This window comes from Herbaspirillum sp. DW155 (assembly GCF_037076565.1).
Lineage (GTDB): Bacteria > Pseudomonadota > Gammaproteobacteria > Burkholderiales > Burkholderiaceae_D > Herbaspirillum.
In genome coordinates this window covers 1,068,060-1,094,837 of record NZ_AP029028.1, presented here as the reverse complement: position 1 = coordinate 1,094,837, position 26,778 = coordinate 1,068,060, and the positions used below count along the sequence as shown (strand labels likewise).

At 64.7% G+C, this 26,778-nt stretch carries 22 protein-coding genes; 10 read left to right on the top strand and 12 right to left on the bottom strand.

Annotated elements, in window-relative coordinates:
- Positions 1–245: 245 nt before the first annotated feature.
- The gene (locus AACH55_RS04930; RefSeq protein WP_338718316.1) at positions 246–2,522 is read left to right on the top strand and encodes an NADP-dependent malic enzyme; all 2,277 of its coding nucleotides are present in this window, start codon (positions 246–248) and stop codon (positions 2,520–2,522) included.
- Between the two features lie 132 nt (positions 2,523–2,654).
- On the opposite strand, the gene AACH55_RS04925 is transcribed toward AACH55_RS04930, so the two are convergent.
- The 6 genes from AACH55_RS04925 to AACH55_RS04900 all read right to left on the bottom strand — a co-directional run bounded on the left by AACH55_RS04925 (position 2,655) and on the right by AACH55_RS04900 (position 8,219).
- Entirely contained in the window at positions 2,655–3,356 is a 702-nt protein-coding gene (locus AACH55_RS04925) for an ABC transporter ATP-binding protein (protein ID WP_338718315.1), read from the bottom strand.
- Positions 3,357–4,061, bottom strand: coding sequence for an ABC transporter ATP-binding protein (locus AACH55_RS04920; RefSeq protein WP_338718314.1), 705 nt, complete (start codon positions 4,059–4,061; stop codon positions 3,357–3,359). It abuts the gene before it with no gap.
- Positions 4,054–5,028: a branched-chain amino acid ABC transporter permease gene (locus AACH55_RS04915; protein WP_338718313.1), complete on the bottom strand. Its 975-nt coding sequence runs from the start codon at positions 5,026–5,028 to the stop codon at positions 4,054–4,056. Before AACH55_RS04915 ends, AACH55_RS04920 begins: the two co-directional genes overlap by 8 nt.
- Before the next feature lie 4 nt (positions 5,029–5,032).
- Complete coding sequence (locus tag AACH55_RS04910) at positions 5,033–5,905, bottom strand: branched-chain amino acid ABC transporter permease (RefSeq protein ID WP_338718312.1); 873 nt, start codon at positions 5,903–5,905, stop codon at positions 5,033–5,035.
- A gap of 35 nt (positions 5,906–5,940) precedes the next feature.
- Positions 5,941–7,125, bottom strand: a complete 1,185-nt coding sequence (locus AACH55_RS04905; protein ID WP_338718311.1) for an ABC transporter substrate-binding protein — start codon at positions 7,123–7,125, stop codon at positions 5,941–5,943.
- Positions 7,126–7,418: 293 nt separating this feature from the next.
- Positions 7,419–8,219 (bottom strand): IclR family transcriptional regulator, encoded by an 801-nt coding sequence (locus AACH55_RS04900; RefSeq protein WP_338718310.1) that lies wholly within the window; start codon positions 8,217–8,219, stop codon positions 7,419–7,421.
- A gap of 360 nt (positions 8,220–8,579) precedes the next feature.
- Between AACH55_RS04900 and AACH55_RS04895 the strand changes: the two genes are divergently transcribed.
- The 6 genes from AACH55_RS04895 (at position 8,580) to AACH55_RS04870 (ending at position 16,460) form a co-directional block, all read left to right on the top strand.
- Positions 8,580–10,721, top strand: a complete 2,142-nt coding sequence (locus tag AACH55_RS04895; protein ID WP_338718309.1) for a 3-hydroxyacyl-CoA dehydrogenase NAD-binding domain-containing protein — start codon at positions 8,580–8,582, stop codon at positions 10,719–10,721.
- Positions 10,722–10,798: 77 nt separating this feature from the next.
- The gene (locus AACH55_RS04890; protein ID WP_338720172.1) at positions 10,799–11,989 is read left to right on the top strand and encodes an acetyl-CoA C-acyltransferase; all 1,191 of its coding nucleotides are present in this window, start codon (positions 10,799–10,801) and stop codon (positions 11,987–11,989) included.
- Positions 11,990–12,028: 39 nt separating this feature from the next.
- Positions 12,029–13,225, top strand: a complete 1,197-nt coding sequence (locus AACH55_RS04885) for an acyl-CoA dehydrogenase family protein (RefSeq protein ID WP_338718308.1) — start codon at positions 12,029–12,031, stop codon at positions 13,223–13,225.
- Positions 13,226–13,235: 10 nt separating this feature from the next.
- Complete coding sequence (locus AACH55_RS04880) at positions 13,236–14,381, top strand: acyl-CoA dehydrogenase family protein (protein ID WP_338718307.1); 1,146 nt, start codon at positions 13,236–13,238, stop codon at positions 14,379–14,381.
- Positions 14,378–15,178: an enoyl-CoA hydratase gene (locus tag AACH55_RS04875; RefSeq protein ID WP_338718306.1), complete on the top strand. Its 801-nt coding sequence runs from the start codon at positions 14,378–14,380 to the stop codon at positions 15,176–15,178. Before AACH55_RS04880 ends, AACH55_RS04875 begins: the two co-directional genes overlap by 4 nt.
- A 73-nt stretch (positions 15,179–15,251) precedes the next feature.
- The gene (locus AACH55_RS04870; protein ID WP_338718305.1) at positions 15,252–16,460 is read left to right on the top strand and encodes a CaiB/BaiF CoA-transferase family protein; all 1,209 of its coding nucleotides are present in this window, start codon (positions 15,252–15,254) and stop codon (positions 16,458–16,460) included.
- Positions 16,461–16,531: 71 nt separating this feature from the next.
- On the opposite strand, the gene AACH55_RS04865 is transcribed toward AACH55_RS04870, so the two are convergent.
- Together AACH55_RS04865 and AACH55_RS04860 are read right to left on the bottom strand one after the other, a co-directional pair.
- Positions 16,532–17,725 (bottom strand): acyl-CoA dehydrogenase, encoded by a 1,194-nt coding sequence (locus AACH55_RS04865; RefSeq protein WP_338718304.1) that lies wholly within the window; start codon positions 17,723–17,725, stop codon positions 16,532–16,534.
- Positions 17,726–17,907: 182 nt separating this feature from the next.
- Positions 17,908–18,819, bottom strand: coding sequence for a LysR family transcriptional regulator (locus AACH55_RS04860; RefSeq protein WP_338718303.1), 912 nt, complete (start codon positions 18,817–18,819; stop codon positions 17,908–17,910).
- Positions 18,820–19,276: 457 nt separating this feature from the next.
- Between AACH55_RS04860 and AACH55_RS04855 the strand changes: the two genes are divergently transcribed.
- Positions 19,277–20,824 (top strand): methyl-accepting chemotaxis protein, encoded by a 1,548-nt coding sequence (locus AACH55_RS04855; RefSeq protein ID WP_338718302.1) that lies wholly within the window; start codon positions 19,277–19,279, stop codon positions 20,822–20,824.
- 74 nt (positions 20,825–20,898) lie between these two features.
- Here AACH55_RS04855 and AACH55_RS04850 read toward each other — a convergent pair whose 3' ends face one another.
- The gene (locus tag AACH55_RS04850; protein WP_338718301.1) at positions 20,899–21,537 is read right to left on the bottom strand and encodes a LysE family translocator; all 639 of its coding nucleotides are present in this window, start codon (positions 21,535–21,537) and stop codon (positions 20,899–20,901) included.
- On the bottom strand, positions 21,521–21,733 hold the full coding sequence (locus tag AACH55_RS04845) for a hypothetical protein (RefSeq protein WP_338718300.1): 213 nt from the start codon (positions 21,731–21,733) through the stop codon (positions 21,521–21,523). Before AACH55_RS04845 ends, AACH55_RS04850 begins: the two co-directional genes overlap by 17 nt.
- A gap of 90 nt (positions 21,734–21,823) precedes the next feature.
- On the opposite strand from AACH55_RS04845, the gene AACH55_RS04840 reads away from it, so the two are divergent.
- Both AACH55_RS04840 and AACH55_RS04835 read left to right on the top strand, forming a co-directional pair.
- The gene (locus AACH55_RS04840) at positions 21,824–22,720 is read left to right on the top strand and encodes a LysR family transcriptional regulator (RefSeq protein ID WP_338718299.1); all 897 of its coding nucleotides are present in this window, start codon (positions 21,824–21,826) and stop codon (positions 22,718–22,720) included.
- Between the two features lie 129 nt (positions 22,721–22,849).
- On the top strand, positions 22,850–23,980 hold the full coding sequence (locus AACH55_RS04835; RefSeq protein WP_338718298.1) for a DSD1 family PLP-dependent enzyme: 1,131 nt from the start codon (positions 22,850–22,852) through the stop codon (positions 23,978–23,980).
- A gap of 13 nt (positions 23,981–23,993) precedes the next feature.
- Here the strand turns inward: AACH55_RS04835 and AACH55_RS04830 are convergent, their stop codons facing one another.
- Positions 23,994–25,187 (bottom strand): M20 aminoacylase family protein, encoded by a 1,194-nt coding sequence (locus AACH55_RS04830; RefSeq protein WP_338718297.1) that lies wholly within the window; start codon positions 25,185–25,187, stop codon positions 23,994–23,996.
- A 45-nt stretch (positions 25,188–25,232) separates the two neighbouring features.
- Entirely contained in the window at positions 25,233–26,726 is a 1,494-nt protein-coding gene (locus AACH55_RS04825) for an aldehyde dehydrogenase family protein (protein ID WP_338718296.1), read from the bottom strand.
- Between the last annotated feature and the right edge of the window lie 52 nt (positions 26,727–26,778).

Sequence of the window (26,778 nt, the reverse complement as noted above, 5' to 3'; positions counted from 1 at the left end):
AATATCCCCCTCCCCGCACCCGCTCCGGCGGCCACAAGCCCGGAGCAGGCGGAGGCAGGCGCGGGCCACGGCCACCGATATCGGCGGCCGGACCGGCACCCTACTCCGGACCGACGAGAATCCACCATCCTTCCCGACCGGCCCGCCGCATTCAAGACCAGGAAACCAGAACAGTGCAAGCTGGCCGCCGACGCCCGTCGTTGCGCAGACCGCTTGTCCAGGACCGTTTAACCCTCAAGAAGACCATGACCCAACAAATTTCCGCCGCCGAGCAACTCCTGCGTGACGCCGCCCGCGAATACCATCGCACCCCGACACGCGGCAAGATCGAAGTCCGTGCCACCAAGCCGCTGTCCAACCAGCGCGACCTGTCGCTGGCCTACTCCCCGGGCGTGGCCTATCCCTGCCTGGACATCGAAGCCGATCCGCTGAAGGCCTTCGACTACACCTCGCGCGGCAACCTGGTGGCCGTCATCAGCAACGGCACCGCCGTGCTGGGTCTGGGCAACATCGGTCCGCTGGCGTCCAAGCCGGTGATGGAAGGCAAGGGCTGCCTGTTCAAGAAATTTGCCGGCGTGGATGTCTTCGACATCGAACTGGCCGAGAACGACCCCGACAAGCTGGTCGAAATCATCGCCGCGCTGGAACCGACCCTGGGCGGCATCAACCTGGAAGACATCAAGGCGCCGGAATGCTTCTACATCGAACAGAAGCTCTCGGCCCGCATGAACATCCCGGTCTTCCACGATGACCAGCACGGTACCGCCATCATCTCTTCGGCCGCTCTGCTGAACGGACTGGAACTGGTCGGCAAGGACATCGGCGCGGTCAAGATCGCCGTCTCCGGCGCGGGTGCGGCCGCGATTGCCTGCGTGGAAGTGATGATCGGCCTGGGCGTGAAGCGCCAGAACGTCTACATGGTCGACAGCAAGGGCGTCATCTATGAAGGCCGCCCCGGTGGACTGGATGCCTCCAAGCAGCGCTACGCCATCAAGACCGAAGCGCGCACCCTGGCCGATGTGGTCAATGGCGCCGACGTGTTCCTGGGCTGCTCCGCGCCGGGCGTGCTGACCGCCGAGATGGTCAAGACCATGGCCGACAAGCCCATCATCCTGGCCCTGGCCAACCCGGAACCGGAAATCCGCCCCGAGCTGGCCAAGTCGGTCCGTCCGGACTGCATCATCGCCACCGGCCGTTCGGATTATCCGAACCAGGTCAACAACGTCCTGTGCTTCCCCTACATCTTCCGCGGTGCGCTCGATTGCGGCGCCACCAAGATCACCGAAGCCATGAAGCTGGCCTGCGTGCGCGAGATCGCCGACCTGGCCAAGGCCGAGACCAGCGCCGAAGTCAGCGCCGCCTATCCGGGCAAGGAACTGGTGTTCGGCCCCGACTACCTGATCCCGACTCCGTTCGATTCGCGCCTGATCCTCAAGATCGCCCCGGCCGTGGCCAAGGCCGCCGCCGAGTCCGGCGTAGCGACCCGTCCCATCCAGGACTACGCCGCCTACCGCCAGGAACTGACCCGCTTCATCTACCAGACCGGCATGTTCATGCAGCCGGTGTTCCAGACCGCCAAGGTCGCGCCGCAGCGCGTGGTCTATGCAGACGGCCAGGATGAGCGCGTGCTGCGCGCGGTCCAGTTCGTCGCCGACGAAGGCCTGGCGGCACCGATCCTGGTCGGTGCGCCCGGTGCCATCGAAGCCGGCATCAAGAAAGCCGGCCTGCGCCTCAAGATCGGCCAGAACGTGCAAGTGATCGACCCGGCTACGGACTCCCGCGTGGCGCAATACGCCGCTCATTACAAGGATGGCAGCGAAGCCGACGTGCGCGCCAGCGGCAGCCTGCTGGCGGCCCTGATGGTCAAGGCCGGTGACGCCGACGCCATGCTGTGCGGCCTGGACGGCAACTACGATGGCCACCTGGCTCACGTGGAAAAGGTCATTGGCCTGAAAGACGGCGCACAGGAATTCGCCGCCCTGAACGCCGTGCTGCTGCCGGAACAGACGCTCTTCATCACCGACACCTACGTCAATGACACCCCGGACGCCGAGCAACTGGCCCGCATCGCCAAGGCTGCTGCGGAAGAAGTGGCGCGTTTCGGTGTGCCGCCGAAGGTGGCCTTCCTGTCGCACTCCAACCAGGGCAGCTCCTCGCGTCCCTCGGCCCGCAAGATGGCCGCAGCGCATGAAGCCTTCAAGAAGCTGGCCCCGCAAGTCGAGTCCGCCGGCGAACTGCATGGCGACGCCGCCCTGTCGGAAAAGATCCGCCACAACGCCGGCCTGGCCGACAGCGGTCTGACGGGTGCCGCCAACGTGCTGGTCTGCCCCAACCTGGATGCCGCCAACATCCTCTTCAACGTCTTGAAGACCAGCAGCGGCCAGGGCACCACCATCGGCCCCATCCTGCTGGGTGCGGCCGCACCGGTGCACGTGCTGACCCCATCGAGCACGGTCCGCCGCGTCATCAACATGACCGCGCTGGCCGCAGCCATGGCGCAGGACGGCAAGTCCAAGGCCTGAGCCGGTAACGCCGTTTCGGCTGCCTCATGAACAACGCCCCGCCATCGCAAGATGGCGGGGCGTTGTTCATGGGAGCGTCGCAAGGCAGCGCGTTTAATCGTGCGCGGCGTGGTGGCGGCGATGGCGCCGGCCTCATCGTGCGAAGTAAAGATCATGCAGGTGATCCAGCGCCACCTCGCTGGCCTTCTGCGACAGGATCACGCGGCCGCCCTGCATCAGGTAAACATGATCGGCCACGCCCACGGCACGCTCGGTGTTCTGTTCCACCAGGATGATGGTGCGGCCCTCTTCCTTCAGGCGCGCCAGAATCTCGAAGAGTTCGTTGACCACCACCGGGGCCAGTCCCAATGAGGGTTCATCGATGATGAGCAGCTTCGGCTCGGACATCAGTCCGCGCGCCATCGCCAGCATCTGCGCCTCCCCGCCCGAGAGCGATCCGGCCAGCTGGCGGCGCCGTTCGCGCAGGCGCGGGAACATGGTGTAGGCACGTTCCAGGTTGTCCTTCACGCGCGCGCGGTGCTGCGGGGCGAAGGCGCCGACGATGAGGTTTTCCTCGATGCTCATGGCGCGAAAGATCATGCGCCCTTCCGGAATCATCGCCATCGAGACCTTCGACATTTCCCAGGTCGGCATGCCGTTGAGCACCCGTCCATCCAGGCTGACCTGCCCCTGCCCGATCGGGATCAAGCCCATGATGGCGCGCAGCAGCGTGGTCTTGCCCGCGCCGTTGGGACCGATGATGGTGGTCAGCTGTCCCTGCCCCACCGTCAGCGAGACATCCCACAGCACGTTGATGGCGCCATAGCCGGCGCGCAGATTGGTGACTTCCAGCATTCACGCTCCTGTGTAACTCTTGATGACCGCCGGATCATTGAACACCTGCGCCGGCGCGCCCTCGGCGATGAGCTGGCCGAAGTTGAGCACGGCCACGCGCGGGCACAGCTTGCTGATGGTTTCGATGTCGTGTTCGATGATGACGATGCCCACCGCAAAGGCATCATGCAGCCCCTTGAGCATCTGCATGAAACGGCGCTTGCCATTGGTCTCCAGCCCGGCCAGTACTTCATCGAGCAGCAGCAGCCGGGGCTGCGTGGCCAGCGCCTTGGCCACTTCCAGCGCCTTCAACTCGGTCAGCGCCAGTCCGGTGGCGGCATCGCGCCCGGCCTTCTCCGTCAGGCCGGTGAAGGCAAGCACTTCATCGATCTTGCGCGTATCGACCTTGCCGGTAGCAAAGCGCTGGGCCACGATCAGGTTCTCGCGCACGGTCAGTTCATGCATGGGCTGCGGAATCTGGAAGGTACGCCCGATGCCCAGCCGCGCGCGCCGATGCAGCGGTGCATGCAGGACGTCCTGACCATTGAAGCGGATGGCGCCACTGGTGGGCCGTACCAGTCCGGAGATGGCATTGAAGAGCGTGGTCTTGCCCGCGCCATTGGCGCCGACCAGTCCGACCACATCGCCCGTGCCCACCTTCAGCGAGACTTCATCGACCGCCGTGAGGCCGCCGAAACGCACCGAGACTTTTTCCAGTTCAAGCATGCTGTTCTCCCGATTCGCGCTTGCCCAGCTTGCCTGCCCTACGAAGGAGCGGCAGCAGGCCATCGGGACTGAAGACGATCATCGCCACCAGCAAGACCCCCAGCACCAGCTGGTGGCCGGAGGGAATGAGGTTCTTGAACACCAGCTGGTCCAGCAGATACACCACCACCGCACCGATCACGGGCCCGGTGATGCTGCGATAGCCGCCGAAGATGGCGGCCACGATGGGAATCGTGACCCACAGGGCGCTGAAGGCATAGTCCGGTTCGAGGAAGCTGATGTAATGCGCATTGAAGGCAGCGACCACGCCGCACATGAAGGCCGACAGCAGCAGCATCATGCCCTTGAGCACGGTGCTGTTGACACCCACCACACGGGTGGCATCCTCGCTCTCGTGCATCGCGCGCAAGGCCAATCCGTAGTGGCTCTCGCGCACGCGGGCATAGACCAGCGCGAAGACGGCCACGATCAGCAGGATCACGAAGTACGCGCCGATCTTGCTCGACAGGTCCAGCCCCAGCACGGTGGGCAGGCGCGCAATGTTGGACAGTCCACCCGAGCCGCCCGTCATCGAGGTCCATTCGGTGGCGAGGATGCGGAAGATGTGCGCATACGCCAGAATCGCCAGCGCGAAATACGGACCGCGCAGGCGCAACACCGGCAGCATCGCCAGCGCCGCCACCAGCGCACCGACGCCGCCCAGCAGCAGCGCGGCCAGTACCGGCACGCCGTATTTCATGCTCAACACCGCCGAGGTATAGGCACCTACGCCGAAGAAGGCCGCATGACCAAAGCTGATCATCCCGCCCAGGTTGCCCAGCAGCGCCCACGACAGCGCGATGCCACCGATCACCATCGAGGCGACCAGGAGGCTCATCACGTAATGGTTCTGCGCCAGCAGCAGCGGTGCGCCGATCAGCAGCAAGGGCAGCAGCAATGCGGGCAGCTTGTTCCTGTTCATCGTCATGATCTCATCCCCTTCTTGCGCGCAGGCCGAACAAGCCATTGGGCATGATGAACAGCACCAGCAGGAACAGTCCCATGCCCGCCAGTTCCTGCAGCGCCGAGCTGGCCAGGGTCACGGTCAGCGCTTCGGCCACGCCCAGCAGCACTGCGCCGATCAGCACGCCGGGAATGGAGCCCACACCGGCCAGCACAGTAATAATGAAAGCCTTGACCGTGAGCACCCCGCCATAAGCTGGGCTGATAACACCATAACTGAACAGCGCCACCCCCGCGAAGGAGGCGAGGATGCCGGCCACGATGAAGGACACCAGTTCGGTATAGCCGGGGTTGATGCCCATGAGCTTGGCCGCATCGCGATTGCTGGACACGGCCCGCACGGCGCGGCCATACCAGCTGCGTGAGAGCCACCACCAGAGCGCGGCCATCATCAACAGGCTCACGCCGAAGAACAGCACTTCGCTGCGCATGCTGTAGAAGGGACCGAGCACGAAGGCTTCCTGCAGCCATTCCGAACTGGTGGAGCGGATGTCGGCCTTCCAGATCAGCAGCATGCCGTTGGTGAGGATCACGCCGATGCCATAGGTGAGGATGAGCGAATTGATTTCGCGGTCCTTCTTGATGCGACTGACCACGGCATACACGATGGCCGAGGTCAGGCACACCACCACCAGCGCAATCGGAATGGCCAGCACGGGATTCAAACCCAGGCCGGACTCCACCGAATAAGCGATGTAGGCGGCCAGCAGCACCAGCTCGCCCTGCGCCAGGTTGATGACCCGCATGGCGCCGAACACCAGCGCCAGGCCCAGGGCTATGAGGGCGTAGGAGCCCCCCTGCAGCAGCCCCGAGTAGAGGGCTTGCAGTATCAGTTCAGTCATGTCTGCATTCCGTTGGAGTGGGCGCCGGCCGGGCGTTACCAGGGTACTGCCGGATAGTTCATCTTGTTGGTGGCGGCCGCCTTGGGCCAGACGATGGCCACCTTGTCGCCCTGATGCTGACCCATATGGTGGGTGAAGTTCAGGTTGTCGCCATTGGCACCGAACTGCACGCGGCCGATCAGGGTGTCGCGGTCGGTCTTGCGCATTTCCTCGGCCACGCCGTCTTTCTTGAGCGTCCCCTTGTCGGCGGCGCGGGCGATGGCTTCAAACAGCAGCATCGATTGCACGTAGCCGAACTGGCCCAGGTAGTCCGGGTCTTTCTTGTAGAGACGGCGGTAGGTCTCTTCGAAGAGCTTGCCATCGGCCGTGGTGAACTGCGCCGGGAACGGCAGCAGCGCCGTGCCATACACATTGGGCACCAGGTCCGGGAAGTCCTGCGCCATCTTGGGCGTGGCCAGCGACCACACGCCCACCATCGCCTTGACCGCTGGCTTCAACACCCGTGCGGCGCGCAGGATGCCCACGTAGTCGTTCTCGTAGCCGATCATGGCGATGACTTCCGGCTTGTCCTGCAGCTTGATCTTGTTGATGATGGGCTTGAAGTCGCTGATGGCCGGATCGAAGGCGTGCGAACTCACCTTCAGTCCCTTGGCACCCCAGGCTTTTTCCAGGTCTTTGGCCAGCGCGGCGGTGGCTTCCTTGGTGGAATAGACGATGGCCACCGAGCGCGCATTCATGTCTTCCAGCAGGCCCACCATGGCCTTCTGATAACCGGCCACGTTGTTGATGCGGAAGAAGTTCTTGCGGCCGCTGCCCACCAGATTGTCATCCACCCCGCCCGAGGTCACGTAGACCAGGCCAGCCTTGCCGGCCGCATCGGCGGCCGGGGCGATGTTGTTGGAACCGTAGCCGCCGGTGATGGCCAGCACGCCCTCCCCGGCCAGTTTCTCGACGGCGGCAATGGCCTTGGCCGGGGCCGATTCGTCATCGATGGTGACCAGCTTGATCTTGTGCTTGCCATTGGTCTTGTTGAAGACGTCGGCCGCCACGTTGATGCCCTCCTGCATGCCCGAGCCGACCCGCGCGAGGCTCCCGGTCAGCGGGATTTCCACGCCGACCTTGAGTTCATCGGCAGCCGCGCTGCTCATGCCGGCGGCCAGCGCCGTGGTCATCGTGGCCAGCAGGGCCAGCCGCCGCAGACCTTGGTACTTGTTCGTCATTGTCTCCACCTCTTTCATCTGGATGATGTTGATGTGATGTCCTGCCCGCCTGTGCGGACGCGCTCCGGTTCAGCGATGGAGGTGGCATAGCCTGCGCGCCCGAGGCGCAACATCCCCATTGCTGAAACGGATCGGCATGATCCGCACGGCCTGATCTTCTTCTGTCTTGTTTTGATGGACTTGCGGTACTGCGCTGCTACTGAAACCGGTCATGCCTGCACTGCCGGTTTTCTGTCTCCGTACTGGTTGTTACTTGTTCTTGCTGGTTCTTGCTGGTTCTTGCTGATGGCCGCTCAGCGGCGGCCCATGCTGGCTTCCACCGTGCGCACGACGTTCACCAGACGCGGGCCGAGGTCTTCCATCAGCATCTCGCGCGTCAGCATGAAGGCCGGGCCGCCACAGTTGAAGGCCATGATCTTTTCTTCGTTGGCATCGATCATGGGCACACCGACGGCGCTGATGGTCTTTTCCCATTCACCGACCGAAATGCAGAAACCATGATCCTGGTAATCCTTGAAGGCCTGTTCGATACCGGCCTTGACCTTGGGCCATTGCTCTTCGTTGCGCAGGCGGATGTGGTCCATCAGGAAATCGCGTTCGTTCTGTGGCAATGCGCACAAGAGCGCGCGGCCCATCGACGTGGTGGCCAGCGGGATGCGCGAACCCACATCGCGCCGCAAGGTCACGGCCGACTGGCCGCGCGCGGCCTCGATGTAGACCATGCTGAGGCGATCGCGGATGCCCAGCGCCACATTGCATTGCGAATAGTCGGCCAGCTCCTGCATCGCAGGACGCGCCAGCTTGCGCACGTCCATGCCCGAGAGCAACGAATAGCCCAGTGCCAGCACGCCCGAGCCGAGCTGGTAGCGGCCCTGGTCTTCGGAATATTCGAGATAGCCCAGCCGGGTCAGGGTATGCGTGAGACGCGAGATGGTCGGCTTGGGCAGGCCGGTGCGCCTGGCCAGTTCGGTATTGGTGAGATAGATCTCGCCGGGGCGGAAGCACCGCAGGATCTCCAGTCCGCGCGCCAGGGCATTGACGAACTGCCGGTCGTGGCTCTCCTCCTCACCCTTGAACGACACAATCTCATCCATCCGTCTCATCTCCGCGTGGCCGGGCCGTGCCGCATGGTCACGTCGCCCCTCATTGGCTGTGGAATGTACACACCTGAATTCGCAGTGTCAATTATTTGCGAACGTGTATTCCGCTCTGCAAAACACCTTCCCCGAATATCGCTTTTTGAAACCGCCCGTAGCGCCCCCTGGCGCATAAGGCGATCTGGCCAGTCGGCCGCAAACGCCCGTCCCATCTGACCCTTGCTGACAATTGTGCAGATCGGGCCGCTGCGGTATGCACGGTTTACACATCCGACGCAAATGCGGTATCGTTGCCGACAAAAGTCATTTGCGAACCATAATTTCGCTCTGCGGAACAACCACAACAGGAGACCTCTGATGTCCACCCAAGCACCGGCGCCGGCCGAGTCGGCCCCCGTCCATCTGGCGCGCGAGGGCGCCATGCTGGTCGTGACCATTGCCAACCCACCGGTGAACGCCCTGGGCGTGGCCGTGCGCCGGGGCCTGATGGCCGCCATCGAGGAAGGCGAGGCCGATGCCAACGTGGCCGCCATCCTGATCACCGGCGCCGGCCGCAACTTCATCGGCGGGGCCGACATCCGCGAATTCGGCAAGCCGCCGCAAGCGCCGCTGCTGACCGACCTGTGCAATCGCATCGAAGCCTGCAACAAGCCCGTGCTGGCCGCCATCCACGGCGCCGCGCTGGGGGGTGGTCTGGAAGTGGCGCTGGCAGCGCATTACCGGCTGGTGCTCGGCAACGCCCGCCTGGGCCTGCCGGAAGTACAGCTGGGACTGCTGCCCGGTGCCGGTGGCACGCAGCGTACGCCGCGCCTCATCGGTGCCCAGGCAGCGCTGGACATGATGCTGAGCGGCCGCCACCTGAGTGGGAAAGAAGCCCTGGCCCTGGGCCTGGTGGACCGCCTGGCCGAAGGCGACAGCGCCGAACAGGCGCGCGCGGCCGGCCTGCGTGAATTGCAGGCGCTGGTGGAGATGGGCCTGCCGGTACGCCGCAGCCGCGAAGGCAGCGCCCTCTCCGACACGGCCGCCACGCAGGCTGCCATTGCAGCGGCGCGTACCGAGGCCGGCAAGAAATCACGCGGCCTGTTCTCCCCGCACAAGATCATCGATGCGGTGGAAGCCGCCACCACCCTGCCCTTCGACGAAGGACTCGCACTGGAGCGCCGGTTCTTCCTGCAATGCCTGGACAGCCCGCAGCGCGCCGGCCTGATCCACGCCTTCTTCGCCGAACGCGAAGTGCAGAAAGCCCCCGAGACCCGCAACGCCCAGCCACGTCGCATCGAACGCATCGGCGTGGTCGGTGGCGGCACCATGGGTGCGGGCATCGCCGTGGCGGTGCTCGATGCCGGTTTGCCGGTGACCATGATCGAACGCGACGACCAAGCCCTCGCACGCGGACGCGGCCATGTCGAAAAAATCTATGACGCCCAGGTGGTCAAGGGCCGCCTTACAGCAGAGGCCCGCGATGCCGTGCTGGCACGACTGCAGGGCAGCACCCGTTATGAAGACTTGTCCGATGCGGATGTGGTGATCGAAGCCGTCTTCGAGGATCTGACTGTCAAGCAGGCCGTCTTCGCCGAACTGGATCGCGTCTGCAAACCCGGCGCGGTGCTGGCGACCAACACCTCCTACCTCGATATCGATGCGATTGCCGCCAGCATCTCGCGGCCTGCGGATGTGATCGGCCTGCATTTCTTCTCACCGGCCAATGTGATGAAGCTGCTGGAAATCGTGGTGCCGCGCCAGGTCGCAGGCGATGTGGTGGCGACCGCTTTCGAACTGGCCAAACGCCTGCGCAAGGTACCGGTGCGCGCGGGGGTATGCGATGGTTTCATCGGCAATCGCATCCTGGCGGTATATCGTCAGGCCGCCGATGCCCTGATGGAGGATGGCGCCTCGCCCTATGAGATCGATGCGGCCGTGCGCGACTTCGGTTTTGCCATGGGACCGTATCAGGTGGTGGACCTGGCCGGTGGCGACATCGGCTGGGCCACCCGCAAGCGCCGCGCCGCCACGCGCGATCCGCGTGCGCGCTACGTGCACATCGCCGACCGCCTGTGCGAGCGCGGCTGGTTCGGCCAGAAGAGCGGACGCGGTTTCTATCGCTATGCCGAGGGTGCACGCAACGGCACGCCCGACCCGGAAGTGCTGGCGCTCATCGACGAGGAACGCGCACGCGCCGGCATCACCCCGCGCCACTTCAGCCAGGAAGATATCCAGCGCCGCTACCTGGCGGCCATGATCAACGAGGGAGCCAACGTGGTGCACCAGCGCATTGCGCTGCGTCCGCTGGATGTGGATGTCACCTTCCTCTACGGCTACGGTTTCCCGCGTCATCGCGGTGGTCCGATGAAATACGCCGACATGATCGGCCTGCCCAATGTGCTGGCCGACATCCGCGCCTTTGCTGCAGAAGACCCGCTGTTCTGGACACCCTCGCCGCTGCTGGTGGAGCTGGTCGAACGCGGCGCCAATTTTGATTCGCTGAACCAGGCCGGCTGAGCACCAGCCCTGCATCGCCGGGGGCCGCGCTCAGCGCCGGTCTCCGCCTTGACACACCATTTCGGGAGAATTCCATGATGCGGGAAGCCGTCATCGTATCCACTGCGCGTACCCCCTTGACCAAGGCCCATCGCGGCGAATTCAACGTCACGCCCGGCCCGACCCTGGCCGCCTTCGCCGTGCGCGCTGCGGTCGAGCGTGCGCGCATCGATCCGGGCCAAATCGAGGATGCCATCCTCGGCTGCGGTTATCCGGAAGGCACGACCGGCCGCAACATCGCGCGCCAGGCCATCGTGCGCGCGGGGCTGCCTATCAGCATCGCCGGCACCACCGTCAATCGTTTCTGTGCCTCGGGCCTGCAAGCCATTGCGATGGCAGCCGGGCGCATCGTGGTCGATGGCGCCGATGCGATGATCGCAGGCGGGGTGGAAAGCATCTCGCAGATCCGCAGCCGCAGCGCCACCGACAGCGGTGACAGCGGCATGGACCCGTGGATCGTCGGGCACAAGCCCGAGCTTTACCTGCCCATGATCGAGACCGCCGACATCGTGGCCGCGCGCTACGGTATCTCGCGCGAAGACCAGGACCGCTTCTCCGAAGCCAGCCAGCGCAAGACCGCCGAGGCACAGGAAGCAGGACGCTACCGCGACGAGATCATCGCCTGCACCACCACCATGCAAGTCACCGACAAGGCCAGCGGCCAGACCAGCCTGCGCGAAGTGACGGTGGATGCCGACAACTGCAACCGGCCCGGCACCACTTACGAGGCGCTGGCCAAACTGGCTCCGGTGATGGGCGCCGACAAGTTCATCACGGCCGGCAATTCCTCGCAGCTCTCCGATGGCGCATCGGCCTGCGTGATGATGGAAGCGCGCGCAGCAGAACGTGCGGGATTGCCGGTACTGGGCGCTTTCCGCGGACTGGCCGTGGCCGGCTGCGAGCCCGATGAAATGGGTATCGGCCCGGTCTTTGCGGTGCCGCGCCTGCTGCAACGTCACGGCCTGCGCGTAGAAGACATCGGCCTGTGGGAACTCAACGAAGCCTTCGCTTCGCAAGCCCTGTACTGCCAGCGCCGCCTGGGCATTCCCGATGAACGGCTCAACGTCAACGGCGGCGCCATCGCCATCGGCCATCCCTTCGGCATGACCGGTGCGCGCCTGGCCGGACACGTGCTGATCGAAGGCAAGCGGCGCGGCGTGCGCTATGCCGTGGTCACCATGTGCATCGCTGGCGGCATGGGTGCGGCCGGCCTGTTTGAAATCTATTGAAGCAACACCACGCCTCACCGCATCCTCAAGGAGACTGCAATGGATCTGAATTTCACCCCGGCCGAAGAAGCCTTCCGCGACAGCGTACGCGCCTTCCTCGCCGAGAAGCTGCCCAAGGCCTTGTCGGACAAGGTGGCCAGCGGCAAGCACCTGAGCCGCGACGAGATGGCGCAGTGGCACGCCATCCTCAACGAGCGCGGCTGGCTGGCCAACCACTGGCCCAAGGAATATGGCGGCACCGGCTGGAGCGTGATCGAGCGCTTCATCTTCGAACACGAATGCTGCCTGGCGCATGCCCCGCGCGTGGTCCCCTTCGGCGTGAACATGCTGGGCCCGGTCCTGATCAAGTACGGCAACGAGGCGCAGAAGCGATACTGGCTGCCGCGCATCCTCAATGGCGAAGACTGGTGGTGCCAGGGTTACTCGGAGCCGGGTGCGGGCTCCGACCTGGCCGCCGTGAAGACGCATGCGGTACGCGAAGGCGACCATTACATCGTCAACGGTCAGAAGACCTGGACCACGCTGGGCCACTACGCCAACATGATCTTCTGTCTGGTACGTACCAACCGCGAGGCCAAGAAGCAGGAAGGCATCAGCTTCCTGCTGATCGACATGAACACGCCCGGCGTCGAGATACGTCCCATCATCACGCTCGATGGCGAACACGAGGTCAACGAGGTCTTCTTCACCGATGTGCGCGTGCCGGTACAAAATCTGGTCGGCGAGGAAGATCGCGGCTGGAGTTGCGCCAAGTACCTGCTGACCTATGAGCGCACCAACATCGCCGGCATCGGTTTCTCGGTGGCCGCGTTGCAACGCCTGAAGAAGATCGCCGCCACGCAGCGGCGCAACGGCCGCCCGCTGGCCGACGACCCCTTGTTTGCCGCCCGCATGGCCCGCGTGGAAATCGATCTGGAGAACATGAAGACCACCAACCTGCGCGTGATCTCGGCCGTGGCCGGGGGCGGCGCGCCCGGTGCGGAAAGCTCCATGCTCAAAATTCGCGGCACCGAAATCCGCCAGGAAATCACCTCCCTCACCCGCCGCGCCATGGGGCCATATGCCCGCCCCTATCAATGGCAGGCACAGGACGAAGGCGATGAGGGACACACCCTCGGCCCGGAAGCCGCAGCCGGGGCGGCCGCGCATTACTTCAACAATCGCAAGCTGTCGATCTTCGGCGGCTCCAATGAAATCCAGAAGAACATCATCTCCAAGATGATCCTTGGCCTGTGAGGAAACGCCCATGAATTTCGAGCACACCGAAGAACGGCGCATGCTGGCCGACAGCCTGCGTCGCCTCATTACCGAACAGTATGGTTTTGAGGCGCGCAAGCAACTGCTGCAGACATCGCCCGGCATGAGCCGCGACATGTGGAATCAGCTGGCCGGGATGGGCGTGATCGGCGCCCTCTTCCGCGAAGAGGACGGCGGCTACGGCGGTGGCGGTTTCGACATCGCCGTGGTGTTTGAAGAAATCGGCCGCGGCCTGCTGCTGGAGCCGCTGCTGGGTAGCGCCATCCTCGTGGGCGAGGCCATCGCAGCGGCCGGCACAGCCGCGCAAAAAGCGCTGCTGGAGCAGATCATCGCCGGCCAGATGCTGGCCGCGCTGGCCCATGAGGAAGCAGACAGCCACTATGCGCACACGCACGTTACCACCCGCGCCACGCAAGAGGCCGATGGCCGCTGGCGTCTGCAGGGTTGCAAAGCCGTCGTGGTGCACGGCGAATCGGCGCAACTGTTCCTGGTCTCGGCGCGCAGCAGCGGTGAGACCGATGATGCAGACGGCATCTCGCTCTTCCTGATCCCGGCCGATACGGCCGGCCTGCAACTGCAAGGCAGCGACACCATCGACGGTGGCCGCGTGGCCGACCTGCTGTTGCAGGATGTGCTGCTGCCGGCCGACGCTTTGCTGGGCAGCGCAGGCCAAGGCGTGGCGCTGCTCGAACGCATCCTCGGACGCGGCGTGCTGGCCCTGTGTGCCGAAGCACTCGGCGCGATGGAAGTGGCCAAGGAAGCCACGCTCGATTACCTGCGCACGCGCAAGCAATTCGGCCTGCCCATCGGCAGCTTCCAGGCCCTGCAGCACCGCATGGCCGACCTGCTGCTGGAAGTGGAACAGGCACGCTCGGCCGTCATCAACGCAGCCGCCGCGCTGGACGCCGACCGGCTCACACGCGAGCGCGCGCTGTCGGCCGCCAAGTTCAGCATCGGCCGCATCGGCACGCTGGTGGCCGAAGAATCGATCCAGCTGCATGGCGGCATCGGCATGACCTGGGAACTGCCGTTGTCGCACTATGCCAAGCGACTGGTGATGATCGACCATCAGCTCGGCGATGAAGACCACCACCTGCAACGCTACATCGCGCTGGGGCGCGAAGCCGTGGCATGAGTACCGTGCTGTGCGAGCAGCGCGGCGCGGTGCGCGTGCTCATCAACCATGATCCGGCCACCCGCAATGCGCTCAGTGCCGACCTGTATGAGGCGCTGAGCGCCGCGCTGGATGCAGCCCAGGCCGATCCTGAGGTGGCCGCCATCGTGCTGACCGGCGCCAACAACTTCTTCTGCTCGGGCGGCGACCTGCGCCTGCTGGCCCAGCGCCGCAGCATGGCGCCCCAGCAACGGCGGGCAAAACTGGAAGGCTTGCACGACCTGATCCGCCACATCGGCCGCTGCAGCAAGCCGGTCATCGCTGCGGTGGAAGGTGGCGCGGCCGGCGCCGGGCTGTCGCTGGCGCTGGCTTGCGATCTGCTGGTGACCACGCGCGAGGCGCAATTCTCGGTGGCCTACGTCAAGGTCGGGCTCACGCCCGATGGTGGCGTGACCGCCTTCCTCGCACAATTCCTGTCGCGCCAGATGCTGACCCAGCTGTGCCTGTCGGGCGAGCGCTTCAATGGCGAACGCCTGCATGCCCTGGGCGCAGTCAATCAGCTGGCCGACGCGGGACAGGCGCTGGAGGCGGCCGTACAGCTGGCCTCCTCGCTGGCCGACGGACCGGCCCAGGCCATGGCCCGCATCAAGCATCTGTGCCAGCATGCCTACGGTGCCACGCTGGAAGAACAACTGGAACTGGAAGCGCAGCACATGGTGCTCTCGCAGGGCGAAGACAAGGCGGCCGAGGGCATTCACGCCTTCCTCGAAAAACGGCCGGCCGATTTCCGGCGGCTGCGGCAGACACCAAAACCATAGCGGTACCGGGATGCGCCAGCACGCAATACAGAACAACAAGGCGCAGTACGCATCCCGTCCATGAGGAGACAACATGACTGAAGAGACTGCATCCCTGCCGCTGGCCGGCGTCCGCGTACTGGACCTCTCACGCGTATTGGCCGGCCCGTGGTGTGCGATGGTACTGGGCGACCTGGGTGCCGAAGTGATCAAGGTCGAACACCCCGAACGCGGCGACGATACGCGCGACTGGGGTACCCGCATCGGCTCGACCGAGACCGCGTATTTCAACAGCGTGAACCGCAACAAGCGCTCCGTCAGCGTCGATCTGCAAACCGAAGAAGGCCGGGACATCGTGCGCCAGCTGGCGCGCAAGAGCGATGTGGTGATCCAGAATTTCAAGTTCGGCGGCGTGCAGAAATTTGGCCTCGATTACGAGACCCTGCGCCGCGACAATCCCGGGCTGGTGTATTGCTCCATCACCGGCTATGACAGCAGCGGCCCGGAAGCCACACGACCCGGCTATGACCTGGTGATCCAGGGCGAATCAGGATTGATGTCGCTCAATGGCGAGGCCAGCCAGCCTCCGCTGAAACTGGGCGTGGCGGCCGTGGACCTGTTCACCGGCATGTATTGCGCACAGGCTGTGCTGGCCGCGCTCTACCAGCGCCAGCAGACCGGACAGGGGCGGCATGTGGAGATGGCGCTGTTCGATTGCGGCGTCATGATCACCTCGTATTACGGGCTGGAAGCGCTGATCCTGGGTGATGATCCGCCGCGCTATGGCAATGCCCATCCCTCCATCATTCCCTATGGCGTTTTCGATGCGGCCGATGGCCGGCTGGTCATCACCGTGGGCACCAACAGCCAGTACCAGCGCTTCTGCCACAGCGTCATCGAGCGGCCCGACCTGGCCGAGGATGCGCGCTTCAAGACCAACGTCAGCCGGGGCCAGCACCGCGACGTGCTGGTCCCGGAAATCAACCGCGAACTCAAGGCGCGCAAGCGCGCCGACCTGCTGGCCAGGCTGCATCAGGCCGGCATTCCCTGCGGCGAAGTGCTGGGCCTGCATGAAGCGCTGACCAGTCCGCGTGCGACCTCGGCCGGTCTGGTCAGCACGCATCCGCATGCAGAAGCGGGCAGCGTGCAGGTACTGGCCCCGCCCTATCGTTTCGACGGCCAACGCCTGCCGGTGCGCAAAGCACCGCCCTCCCTGGGTGAAGGCACGGGAGAAGTCTTGCAGTCACTGCTGGGGATGGAAGAAGCGCAGATCGCCGCATTGCGCGAACGCGGCGTGCTGTAGCCAGAGAGGAGCGGGAGAGGAAACAATTCGCCTGCAAGCCACCGTACAGGCGGCTTGCAGGCGATGTCGCTTCAGTTGGAGAAAGCCGCCAGCCCGGTGATGGCCCGGCCGAGGATCAGCGCATGCACATCGTGGGTGCCCTCGTAGGTATTGACCACTTCCAGATTGACCAGATGGCGCGCCACGCCGAACTCGTCGGAGATGCCATTGCCGCCCATCATGTCGCGCGCCATGCGGGCGATGTCCAGCGCCTTGCCGCAGCTGTTGCGCTTCATGATCGAGGTCTGCTCGATGCCGGCATATCCCTCGTCCTTCAGGCGTCCCAGGCGCAGGCAGCCTTGCAGGCCCAGCGCGATGTCGGTGAGCATGTCGGCCAGCTTCTTCTGCACCAGCTGGTTGGCCGCCAGCGGACGGCCGAACTGCTGGCGCTCCATGGTGTAGCGACGTGCGCGTTCATAACAATCCTCGGCCGCACCCAGCGCGCCCCAGGCGATACCGTAACGGGCACTGTTGAGACAGGTGAACGGGCCCTTCAGTCCACGCACATCGGGGAAGGCGTTTTCTTCGGGACAGAACACGTTGTCCATCACGATCTCGCCCGTGACCGATGAACGCAGACCGACCTTGCCATGAATGGCCGGTGCCGAAAGTCCCTTGGCGCCCTTGTCGAGGATGAAGCCACGGATATCGCCTGCTTCATCCTTGGCCCACACCACGAAGACATCGGCCACCGGACTGTTGGTGATCCACATCTTGCTGCCCGTGACGCTGTAGCCGCCCGCCACCTTGCGCGCACGCGTGATCATGCTGCCGGGGTCGGAGCCGTGATTGGGTTCGGTCAGGCCGAAGCAGCCTATCCATTCGCCGCTGGCCAGCTTGGGCAGGTACTTCTGCTTTTGCGCTTCGGTACCGAAGGCGTTGATGGGTGTCATCACCAGCGAGGACTGCACGCTCATCATGGAGCGATAGCCGGAATCGACACGCTCGACTTCGCGCGCGATCAGGCCATAGCAGACGTAGTTCAGACCGGCGCCACCATACTGCTCATCGATGGTGGCCCCCAGCAGGCCGAGTTCGCCCATCTCGCGGAAGATGCTCACGTCCATCTTCTCGTGGCGGAAAGCCTCCAGCACGCGCGGCGCCAGGCGGTCCTGGCAATAGGCCTGGGCGGCATCGCGCACCTGGCGTTCGTCCTCGCTCAGTTGCTGCTCCAGCATCAGGGGGTCGGCGTAATCGAAGGAATGTCGTTGTGGCGTTGCGCTCATGGAGGCCTCTTCTTGGGATCAACGGGTGCGGCACCAGCCCTGTCCTGCGGACAGCGGCACGGCTGCGGCGATGGGCAAAAATATACGTGCCGGTCGGCACCGGCGCAAACGAATTGTTTGCATCGACATGTGCGCAGGACGCACTCCGATTCCGCCTGTCGAGACAGGCGTAGCGCCCCTCTTCAGCCGAGTCCGCTGGGCAGTCGGTACGCCCTGGCCTGTTCTTCCAGCCACTCCTGGAACAGCCGCAGCAAGGGCCGCTCGGAGGTGCGCTCGGGATAGATCAGGTAGTAGGAGTAGGGGCTCAGGTAATCATGCTCCACGGCCACCACCAGCAGGCCGCGCCGCAATTCGTCCTCGATCAGAAAGCGCGGGATCAGCGCCACGCCCATGCCGACGATGGCCGCCTGGGTCAGCATGGAAAACAGTTCCAGTTGCGTACCCACCAGATCGTTCTGCACCTGCATGCCGAAGGAGGCGAACCATTGCCGCCACACGTAAGGCCGCGTGCTCTGCTGCAACAGCGGATAAGCAAGCAGCCCGTTGGGCGTGAGCGTGCGGTTGCTGCCGATCAGTTCGGGACTGGCCACCGCCACCATGTTCTCGCGCATCAGGAACACGCCTTCGGTACCGGGCCAGCTGGCCTGGCCGGCGTAGAGCGTGGCATCGAGATTGGTCTCCTCGAAGAGGAAGGGCCGGGTGCGCGGGCGCAGGTTGACCGTCACGCCCGGATGCGCTTCCAGAAAGGAGCGCAGGCGCGGCAGCAACCATCTGGTGGCGAAGGTCGGCATCACGCCCAGCTCCAGCACATCGCCATGACCATCGCGCGACATCAGGTGCAGCGCATCGCGTTCGATCTCGTCCAGACGCTGGCCGACCTGATGGCTGTAGCTCACGCCGGCCTCGGTCAAACGCACGCCGCGCTTGGTGCGGCGAAACAGCTTCAGACCCAGAAATTCTTCCAGCGCGGCCACCTGACGGCAGACCGCACTCTGCGTCACCGCCATTTCCTGCGCCGCCTTGGTAAAGCTCTGGTGCCGCGCGGCGGACTCGAAGACGGCCATGGCCTGGGTAGAGGGAATCTTTCGGCGCATAGGGCAAGACAGGCTCTGAAGTGAATTTTATGCACATCTTATTACAGCGACGCTCTCTCCCCAAAGTAGCCAGATAAACAATCTTGTCTGACATCATGACAACAATCGATATCAATTAGCACATTGCCTGCATGATTAATTTCATTGGCCGGAAATCTTGCCGGTGATTAATATCGACTCCGATCCAGCCATGCGACCATCGAACCAGCAAGCGCCGGCGGCAGAGGGATGCCGTTGGCTACAAGAGAGACAGGATGGGCAGGAAGCCAAGGCTTCGTGACGGCATGACCGCATGACATCACCAGCACTTCATTGCTCCCGCGACCACACCCCCGTGCGGTCCGCACTCTTGACGCCCGCACGCCAAACGGGCGGCCTCGCCAGTGACGTTTCGACACATCGACCGCATGAACCGGATCGGACACTGAAAACGATATAAATCGAATGCGAGGAAGACATGATCTGGTTCTACAACCTCAACATCGCCAAAAAGCTGGCGCTGTCCTTTGCGGTGGTGATTGCACTGACCCTGTTGCAGGGGCTGTTCGCCATCAGGGAACTCAAGCAGGTCAACAATGCTTCCGGCGAAATCGTCAGCAAGTGGATGCCGACCATGGATGCCGCGCGCGAACTGCAAGGTTCGCTGCCGCCGCTGCGCCTGACCGAATTGCAGCTGGTCACGGCGGTCACGCCGCAGGAGCGCAGCGCCGCCAACCAGTCCATCAAGGCGCGCCTGGACGCGCTGGCCAAGCAGCGCGCGGTCTTCGAAGAGCGCATGTCCGAGCCCGAAGAAAAGGAACAATACGCCCAGTTCGGCAAGAACCTCGCGGCCTATCTGAAGGTGGATGAACAGCTGGCCGAGATGGCCGCCAATCAGCAGTATGACGAGACGCGCGCCCTCTTCAACGGCGAATCGGCCAGGCTCTACAACGCCATGGTGGGCAATCTCAACGCTATCGTGAAGCTCAATGCCAGCGGCAGTGCGCGCGCCGATGAAGAAGCCTCGGGCGTGTTCCGCGCAGCGCAGCGCTGGATCGTGGGCCTGCTGGCGGCCACCGTGATCATCGGCTCGCTGCTGGCCTTCGTGGTGGCGGCCAATGTGGCGCGGCCGCTCAAGGAAGCCGTGGAGATCGCCCAGCGCGTGGCGCGTGGCGACCTGACCCTGCGCATCCGCCCGGCCGGCCGTGACGAAACCGGACGCCTCATGGAAGCCCTGCGCGCCATGAACGAAAGCCTGCGCGACATCGTGAGCGAAGTGCGCCAGGGCACCGACACCATCGCCACGGCCTCCAACGAAATCGCGCGCGGCAACCTGGATTTGTCCAACCGCACCGAACAGCAGGCCGGCTCGCTGGAAGAGACCGCCTCGGCGATGGAGCAGCTCACCTCCACCGTCACGCAGAACGCCGACAACGCACGCCAGGCCAACCAGCTGGCGGCCACCGCCTCCGACATCGCCAGCCAGGGCGGCGAGGTGGTCAGCCAGGTGGTACGGACCATGGAAGGCATCACCGAGAGTTCGCGCCGCATTGCCGACATCATCAGCGTGATCGACGGCATTGCCTTCCAGACCAACATCCTGGCACTCAATGCGGCCGTGGAAGCGGCCCGCGCAGGTGAGCAGGGACGTGGCTTTGCGGTGGTGGCCTCCGAAGTGCGTTCACTGGCCCAGCGCTCGGCGGGCGCGGCCAAGGAGATCAAGGAACTGATCGATGACTCGGTGCAGAAGGTCAGCGCCGGCAGCGAGCTGGTGGAACGTGCCGGCAGCACCATGAATGAAGTGGTCGCCAGCGTGCGCCGCGTGACCGACGTGGTGGCCGAGATCAGCGCGGCCACGCAGGAACAGAGTGGCGGCATCAACGAAGTCAATCTCGCCATCACGCAGATGGATGAGACCACGCAGCAGAATGCCGCACTGGTGGAGCAGGCAGCCGCGGCAGCGGATTCGTTGAAGGGGCAGGCGGGGAATCTGGCCGCAGTGGTGGGGAAATTCAAGCTGGATTGAAGCGATATTGCCGACGCCAGAGCGCCTGACGTCGGCCATGTGCACTGACCTCGCGTACAGTCAATCGCGCCCTTTCACGGCCCCGCGCGCGAGATCAGCAGCTTGAACCCGAGGGTCATCATGACGCCGCCCGCTATGCGGTCGAACCAGTGCTTGCCCTGTACGTACCAGCGGCGCGGACGCGATGAAGAGAGCGCCACGGCCACCAGCCCATACCATCCCGCTTCGATCAGGAAGACCAGCAACAGCGTCAGCCCCTTGAAGGGCAGCGAGGTCTCGGCCGGCAAAAAGGCGGCAAACACGCTGGTGTAGGCGATGGCGGTCTTCGGATTGCTGAGCTGGGTGACCAGGCCCAGCCACAGGGATCGCCGGGACACGGACGGTGATGCGTCGCACTGTGCGATGTCGTCGGCCATCAAGGGCGTACGCGCCCCGCGCCAGATGCGCCAGCCCATGTAGGCCAGATAAACACCGCCCCCGAACTTCAACAGCAGATACAGCGAAGGCACCGCCAGCAGCACCGCATGCAGCCCCAGCAAGGCCGCCCCGGCAAAGACCACGCCGCCGATGCCCATGCCCAGTGCCGCCAGCAGGCCATTGGATCGTCCGCCGCCCACCGAGGTGCGCGCCACCATCACGAAGCTGGGTCCGGGGCTCATGGTGGCCAGGCTCAGCGTGGCGGCCAGTCCGATCACTTCAGCAAGATGTTGCATGGATATCCTCCTTGTGGCGATGAGGACGCACCTCATCCGGTTGCTTCTGCAGGAAGAAAGGCATCTCGCTCGCACCGATGCCCAGGTCATTGAACTCGCGCGGCCCCATCTCCCGCATTTCCAGCGCGGCGCCCCCGTGTGAAGCGTGATGGTCCCCGAGGACGCGGGCAAGGACCTGGCTGACGATGTGCCACATGGACTTCTCCCTGGATGAATGCGCAGATCATCCGCCAATCGCAGTCATTGGTAAAATTGAGTTTGATGACAGCCACTATCAGGAAACCTGATGAGAGAACTCAGCCTCGACCAGTTGCGCACGCTGGTCACCATCGTCGACCTCGGCACCTTCTCGGCTGCGGCCAATGCGCTGCACCTGGCGCAGCCCACCATCAGCCTGCATGTCAGCGACCTCGAAGAGCGCCTGGGCAGCGCCCTGCTCATGCGCGGCAGCCGCCGCGTACAGGCCACGGCGCTGGGCGCGCTGGTGATCGACCGGGCCAGACGCCTGTTGCGCGATGCCGACGATCTGCTCGATGTCGCCAGGAAGCACGTGGAAGGCAAGGTCGGCCGGGTAAGGCTGGGGACGTCGACCGGCGTGGTGGTGAACCTGCTGCCCCGCGTACTGCGCCAGCTGGAAAGCAGCTACCCGGGCATCGATGTGGAGGTCAACATCATGGGCTCGAACGAAACCATGGCGCGCCTGCAGGAAGGGACGCTCGACATCGGCCTGGTCGCCACACCCATCCCGACTCCCAAGGAAATCCAGATCACCCACTGGCGCAGCGACCGCATGATGGCCTTCCTGCCCGCCACCTGGAAATCGCCCGCGGCCATCAAGCCGGGCTGGCTGGTGGACAAGCCGATGATCTTCAACGATGCCACCACGCAGATGTACCGGCTCACCATGGCCTGGTTTGCCGAGGCCGGGGAAAACCCGCGCGCACGCATCGAGCTGAACTACAACGAAGCCATGAAGAGCCTGGTCTCCGCCGGCTACGGCGCGGCCATCCTGCCGCTGGAGCAGCCCCTGGCGGCCGAACTGGAACGTCACAAGGATGTGCGCATCCTGCCGCTCTCGCCGGTGCTCAAACGCCACATCGGCGTGGCCCATCGCACCCTGCCCAATCTGGACAAGGCCACCGTGCACGTGCTGGAGACGATACGGCAGTTCCGGCAGGGCTGACGGGGGGGGTGGAATGCCGGTTCCTGCATTAAACGCAGCTTAATGCCCGATTCAGCGAGCATTAAGCACGGCGCAAGCCCGATCTCCTATAGTCCATGCTCATCGACCTACCCTCTTCAGGAGTTCCCCATGAGCCTGGCCACCCTGCCCACGCCCGCCGCCTTGATCGACATCCCCCGCATGGAGCGCAACATCGCCCGCATGCAGCAACGCATGGATGCGCTGGGCGTGCGTTTCCGTCCGCACGTCAAGACCACCAAGTGCCACGAAGTGGTGCAGGCACAGGTGCAGGCGGGCGCACGCGGCATCACCGTCTCCACCTTGAAGGAGGCCGAACAGTTCTTTGCCGCAGGCATCAGCGATATCGTCTACGCCGTGGGCATGGCGCCCACCAAACTGGGCCAGGCGCTGGCGCTGCGGCGCCGGGGCTGTGATCTGAAGATCGTGGCCGACAGCGTGGTGTGTGCCGAGGCCATCGTGGCCTTCGGCCAGGCCAACGATGAATGCTTCGAGGTCTGGATCGAGATCGACGTGGATGGCCACCGCTCCGGCATCGCCCCGGAAGACGACAGCCTGCTGGCCGTGGGCACCGCGCTGCACGAAGGCGGCATGCGCCTGGGCGGGGTGATCGCGCATGCCGGCTCCAGCTATGACTACGACAACGACGCGGCCCTGATCCGCGTGGCCGAACAGGAGCGCGCCGGCTGCGTCCACGCTGCCGGGCGCCTGCGCGCGGCGGGCTTGCCGTGCGCAGCGGTCAGCATCGGCTCGACCCCCACTGCCCTGCGCGCCGAACAGTTGCACGGCGTGACCGAGGTGCGCGCCGGTGTCTATGCGATGTTCGATCTGGTGATGCACAACGTGGGCGTCAATACGCTCGATGAAATCGCCCTGAGCGTACTGACCACCGTGATCGGCCACCAGTCCGAGAAAGGCTGGGCCATTGTCGATGCAGGCTGGATGGCCATGAGCCGCGACCGGGGCACGCAAGGGCGCAGGCAGGATTTCGGCTATGGCCAGGTCTGTACCGAAGACGGCAAGGTGCTGGCAGGCTACCTGATGAGCGGGGCCAATCAGGAGCACGGCATCCTGTCACGCCAGGGCCAACCCGACACCCGCATCGCCGAGCGCCTGCCCATCGGCACGCGCCTGCGCATCCTGCCCAACCACGCCTGCGCCACCGGTGCGCAGTATCAGGAGTATCACGCCATCGCCGCCGATGGCAGCGTGGCGATCTGGCCGCGTTTCAACGGCTGGTGATGATGCGGCGCTTTCAGCGCTGCGGCCCGTTGCCGAAATAAGACTGCGCCAGCGCCACCCAGTAACGCACGCCTTCTTCGATGATGTCGTCGTTGAAGTCGTAGTGCGGGTGGTGCAGCGAGTGCGAGGCCCGGTCTGGCGGCGCGTTGCCGATCAGCACATAGGTGCCGGGCCGCTCTTCCAGCATGAAGCCGAAATCTTCCGAGGTCATGTTGGCCGGGATGCCGGTGCGAATGCGTGCATCGCCAAAGGTCTGGCGAATGACGCGTTCGCAGAAATCGGTCTCGGCCGGTGTATTGATGGTGGCCGGGTAATACTGGAAGAACTCCACCTCGACCTGCGCGCCATAGGCCTCGGCCAGAGCGTGGCACATGCGGCGGATGTCTTCCTGCAGCTTCTGCTGCAAGGTGGACGACAGCGTGCGGATGGTGCCGCGCAGTTCGGCCCGGTCGGGAATCACGTTGTCGGTATCGCCTGCATGGAACATGCACACCGAGATCACGGCCGGGTCCACCGGGTCCTTGTGGCGCGCGGCGATGGTCTGGCACTGCAAGACCATGGAACAGGCCAGCGGGATCGGGTCCAGCCCCAGGTGCGGCTGGGCCGCATGGGCGCCCTTGCCGGTGATGGTGATTCTCAGGCGCGAACCGGCCGCCATGATGGGACCGGTGCGCAAGCCGAACTGCCCGGCCGGCAGGCCCGGCCAGTTGTGCATGCCGAACACGGCCTCGGTGGGAAACTGTTCGAACAGTCCGTCATCGATCATCTTGCGCGCCCCTGCCCCGCCTTCTTCTCCCGGCTGGAACACGAAGTGCACGCTGCCCGGCAAGGTCGGCTGCTGCTTGAGCACGCGCGCCGCCCCCAGCAGCATGACGGTGTGGCCGTCATGACCGCAGGCGTGCATGACGCCATGACTGCTGGAGGCGTGCGCGAAATCGTTGGCCTCGACGATGGGCAAGGCATCCAGATCGGCGCGCAGTACGATGCCGCGCTGCGGGTCGCTGCCCGGCAGGCTGGCGACCACGCCGGTGCCGCCCAGGCCGCGTGTGACCGTGTAGCCCAGGGATTGCAGTTCCCGCACCACCACGTCGGCGGTGCGGTGTTCCTCGAAGCGCAGCTCGGGATGCGCATGCAGGTCGCGGCGCAGGCCGGCCCAGTGGGCGCGGTGCTGGTGCAGGCTGTCGTGCTGATGTTCAGTGTGTTCCATGATGCTCAATGTTGCTCAGTGATGGGGTGCAGGCGCTGCGCGCAATCAGGCGTAATAGCCCAGGATAGATTTGACTTCCATGTATTCTTCCATCCCTTCGACGCCATACTCGCGCCCGTTGCCGGACTGCTTGTAGCCACCGAAGGGCGCCTGCGGATCCCAGGCCGGATAGTTCAGGTGGACCTGGCCGGACTGGATGCGCGCCGCCACTGCGCGCACCTGGTCCTTGTCGCTGCCCTGTACGTGCGCGCCCAGACCGTAGACCGTATCGTTGGCGATGGCGATGGCTTCTTCCACGGTGTCATAGGGCAGGATGGCCAGCACCGGACCGAAGATTTCTTCCTGGGCGATCACCATGTCGGTGTGGACCTCCGAGAAAATCGTGGGCCGTGCATAGTAGCCCTGCTCCAGCCCGTCCGGGCGGCCGGGGCCACCGGCCAGCAGGCGTGCGCCGTCCTGCAGGCCGGCCTCGATCATCTGCTGCACGCGCAGGAATTGTGTGCGGTTGGCCAGCGGACCATGCGTGGTGGCAGCATCCGTGGGATCGCCCACCTTCATCTGCGCAATTGTCGCCAGCGCCAGTTCATGCACACGATCCAGCGCGACGCGCGGCACGATCAGACGCGTCGGCGCGCTGCAGGACTGGCCCATGTTGCGGAAGGCCGCCGCCACGCCCGGCGGGATGGCACGTTCCAGATCGGCATCCGGCAACACCACATTGGGCGACTTGCCGCCCAGCTCCTGGGCCACGCGCTTGACGGTGACGGCGGCGGCCTGCGCCACCAGCACGCCGGCGCGGGTGGAGCCGGTAATCGAAATCATGTCCACCTGTGGATGCGAGGACATGGCCGCACCGACCTCGGCGCCACTGCCGTTGACCAGATTGAATACACCGGCCGGGACACCGGCTTCATGCACGATCTCGGCAAACAGCAGCGCCGACAGCGGCGACAGTTCGCTCGGCTTCAATACCACGGTGCAACCGGCCGCCAGTGCCGGGCCGACCTTGGCGGTGATCTGGTAGATCGGCCAGTTCCAGGGCGTGATGAGGGCGCACACGCCGATGGGTTCGCGCACGATGGCGGTGGTGCCGCGCGGACGAATGAAGGGGTAGTCAGCCAGGTTGTCGCGCGCCACGCGCAGGTGTTCAGCGGCCAGCGGCACGTGGGCCGTGCGTGCATAGGTGATGGGGGCTCCCATCTCCAGCGTCAGTGCCTGCGCAAACAGTTCGGTGCGCTCCACCAGCAAGGCATGCACACGGCCCAGCAGCGCGGCGCGCTCCAGCGGCGAGGTCGCGGCCCAGGCGGGGAAAGCACGACGGGCTGCCTGCACCGCCAGATCGACATCAGCCGCACTGCCCAGCGCGATCTCGCAGACGCGCTCTTCGGTGGCAGGCGAGATCACGGCGACGCGGTCGCTGCCTTGCGGGCGCTGCCACTGGCCGTCGATGTAGAAATGGTCCAGGCGCTCATGGCGGGTGAGGTGGGCCAGCGGAGAAAGAGCGGAGGCGGAGGCGGCGGAAACTGCGGAAGTGCTCATGTCGGATGTCCTTGGATGCGTTACATGTACTGCGTGGAAGGAGGACCGGCGC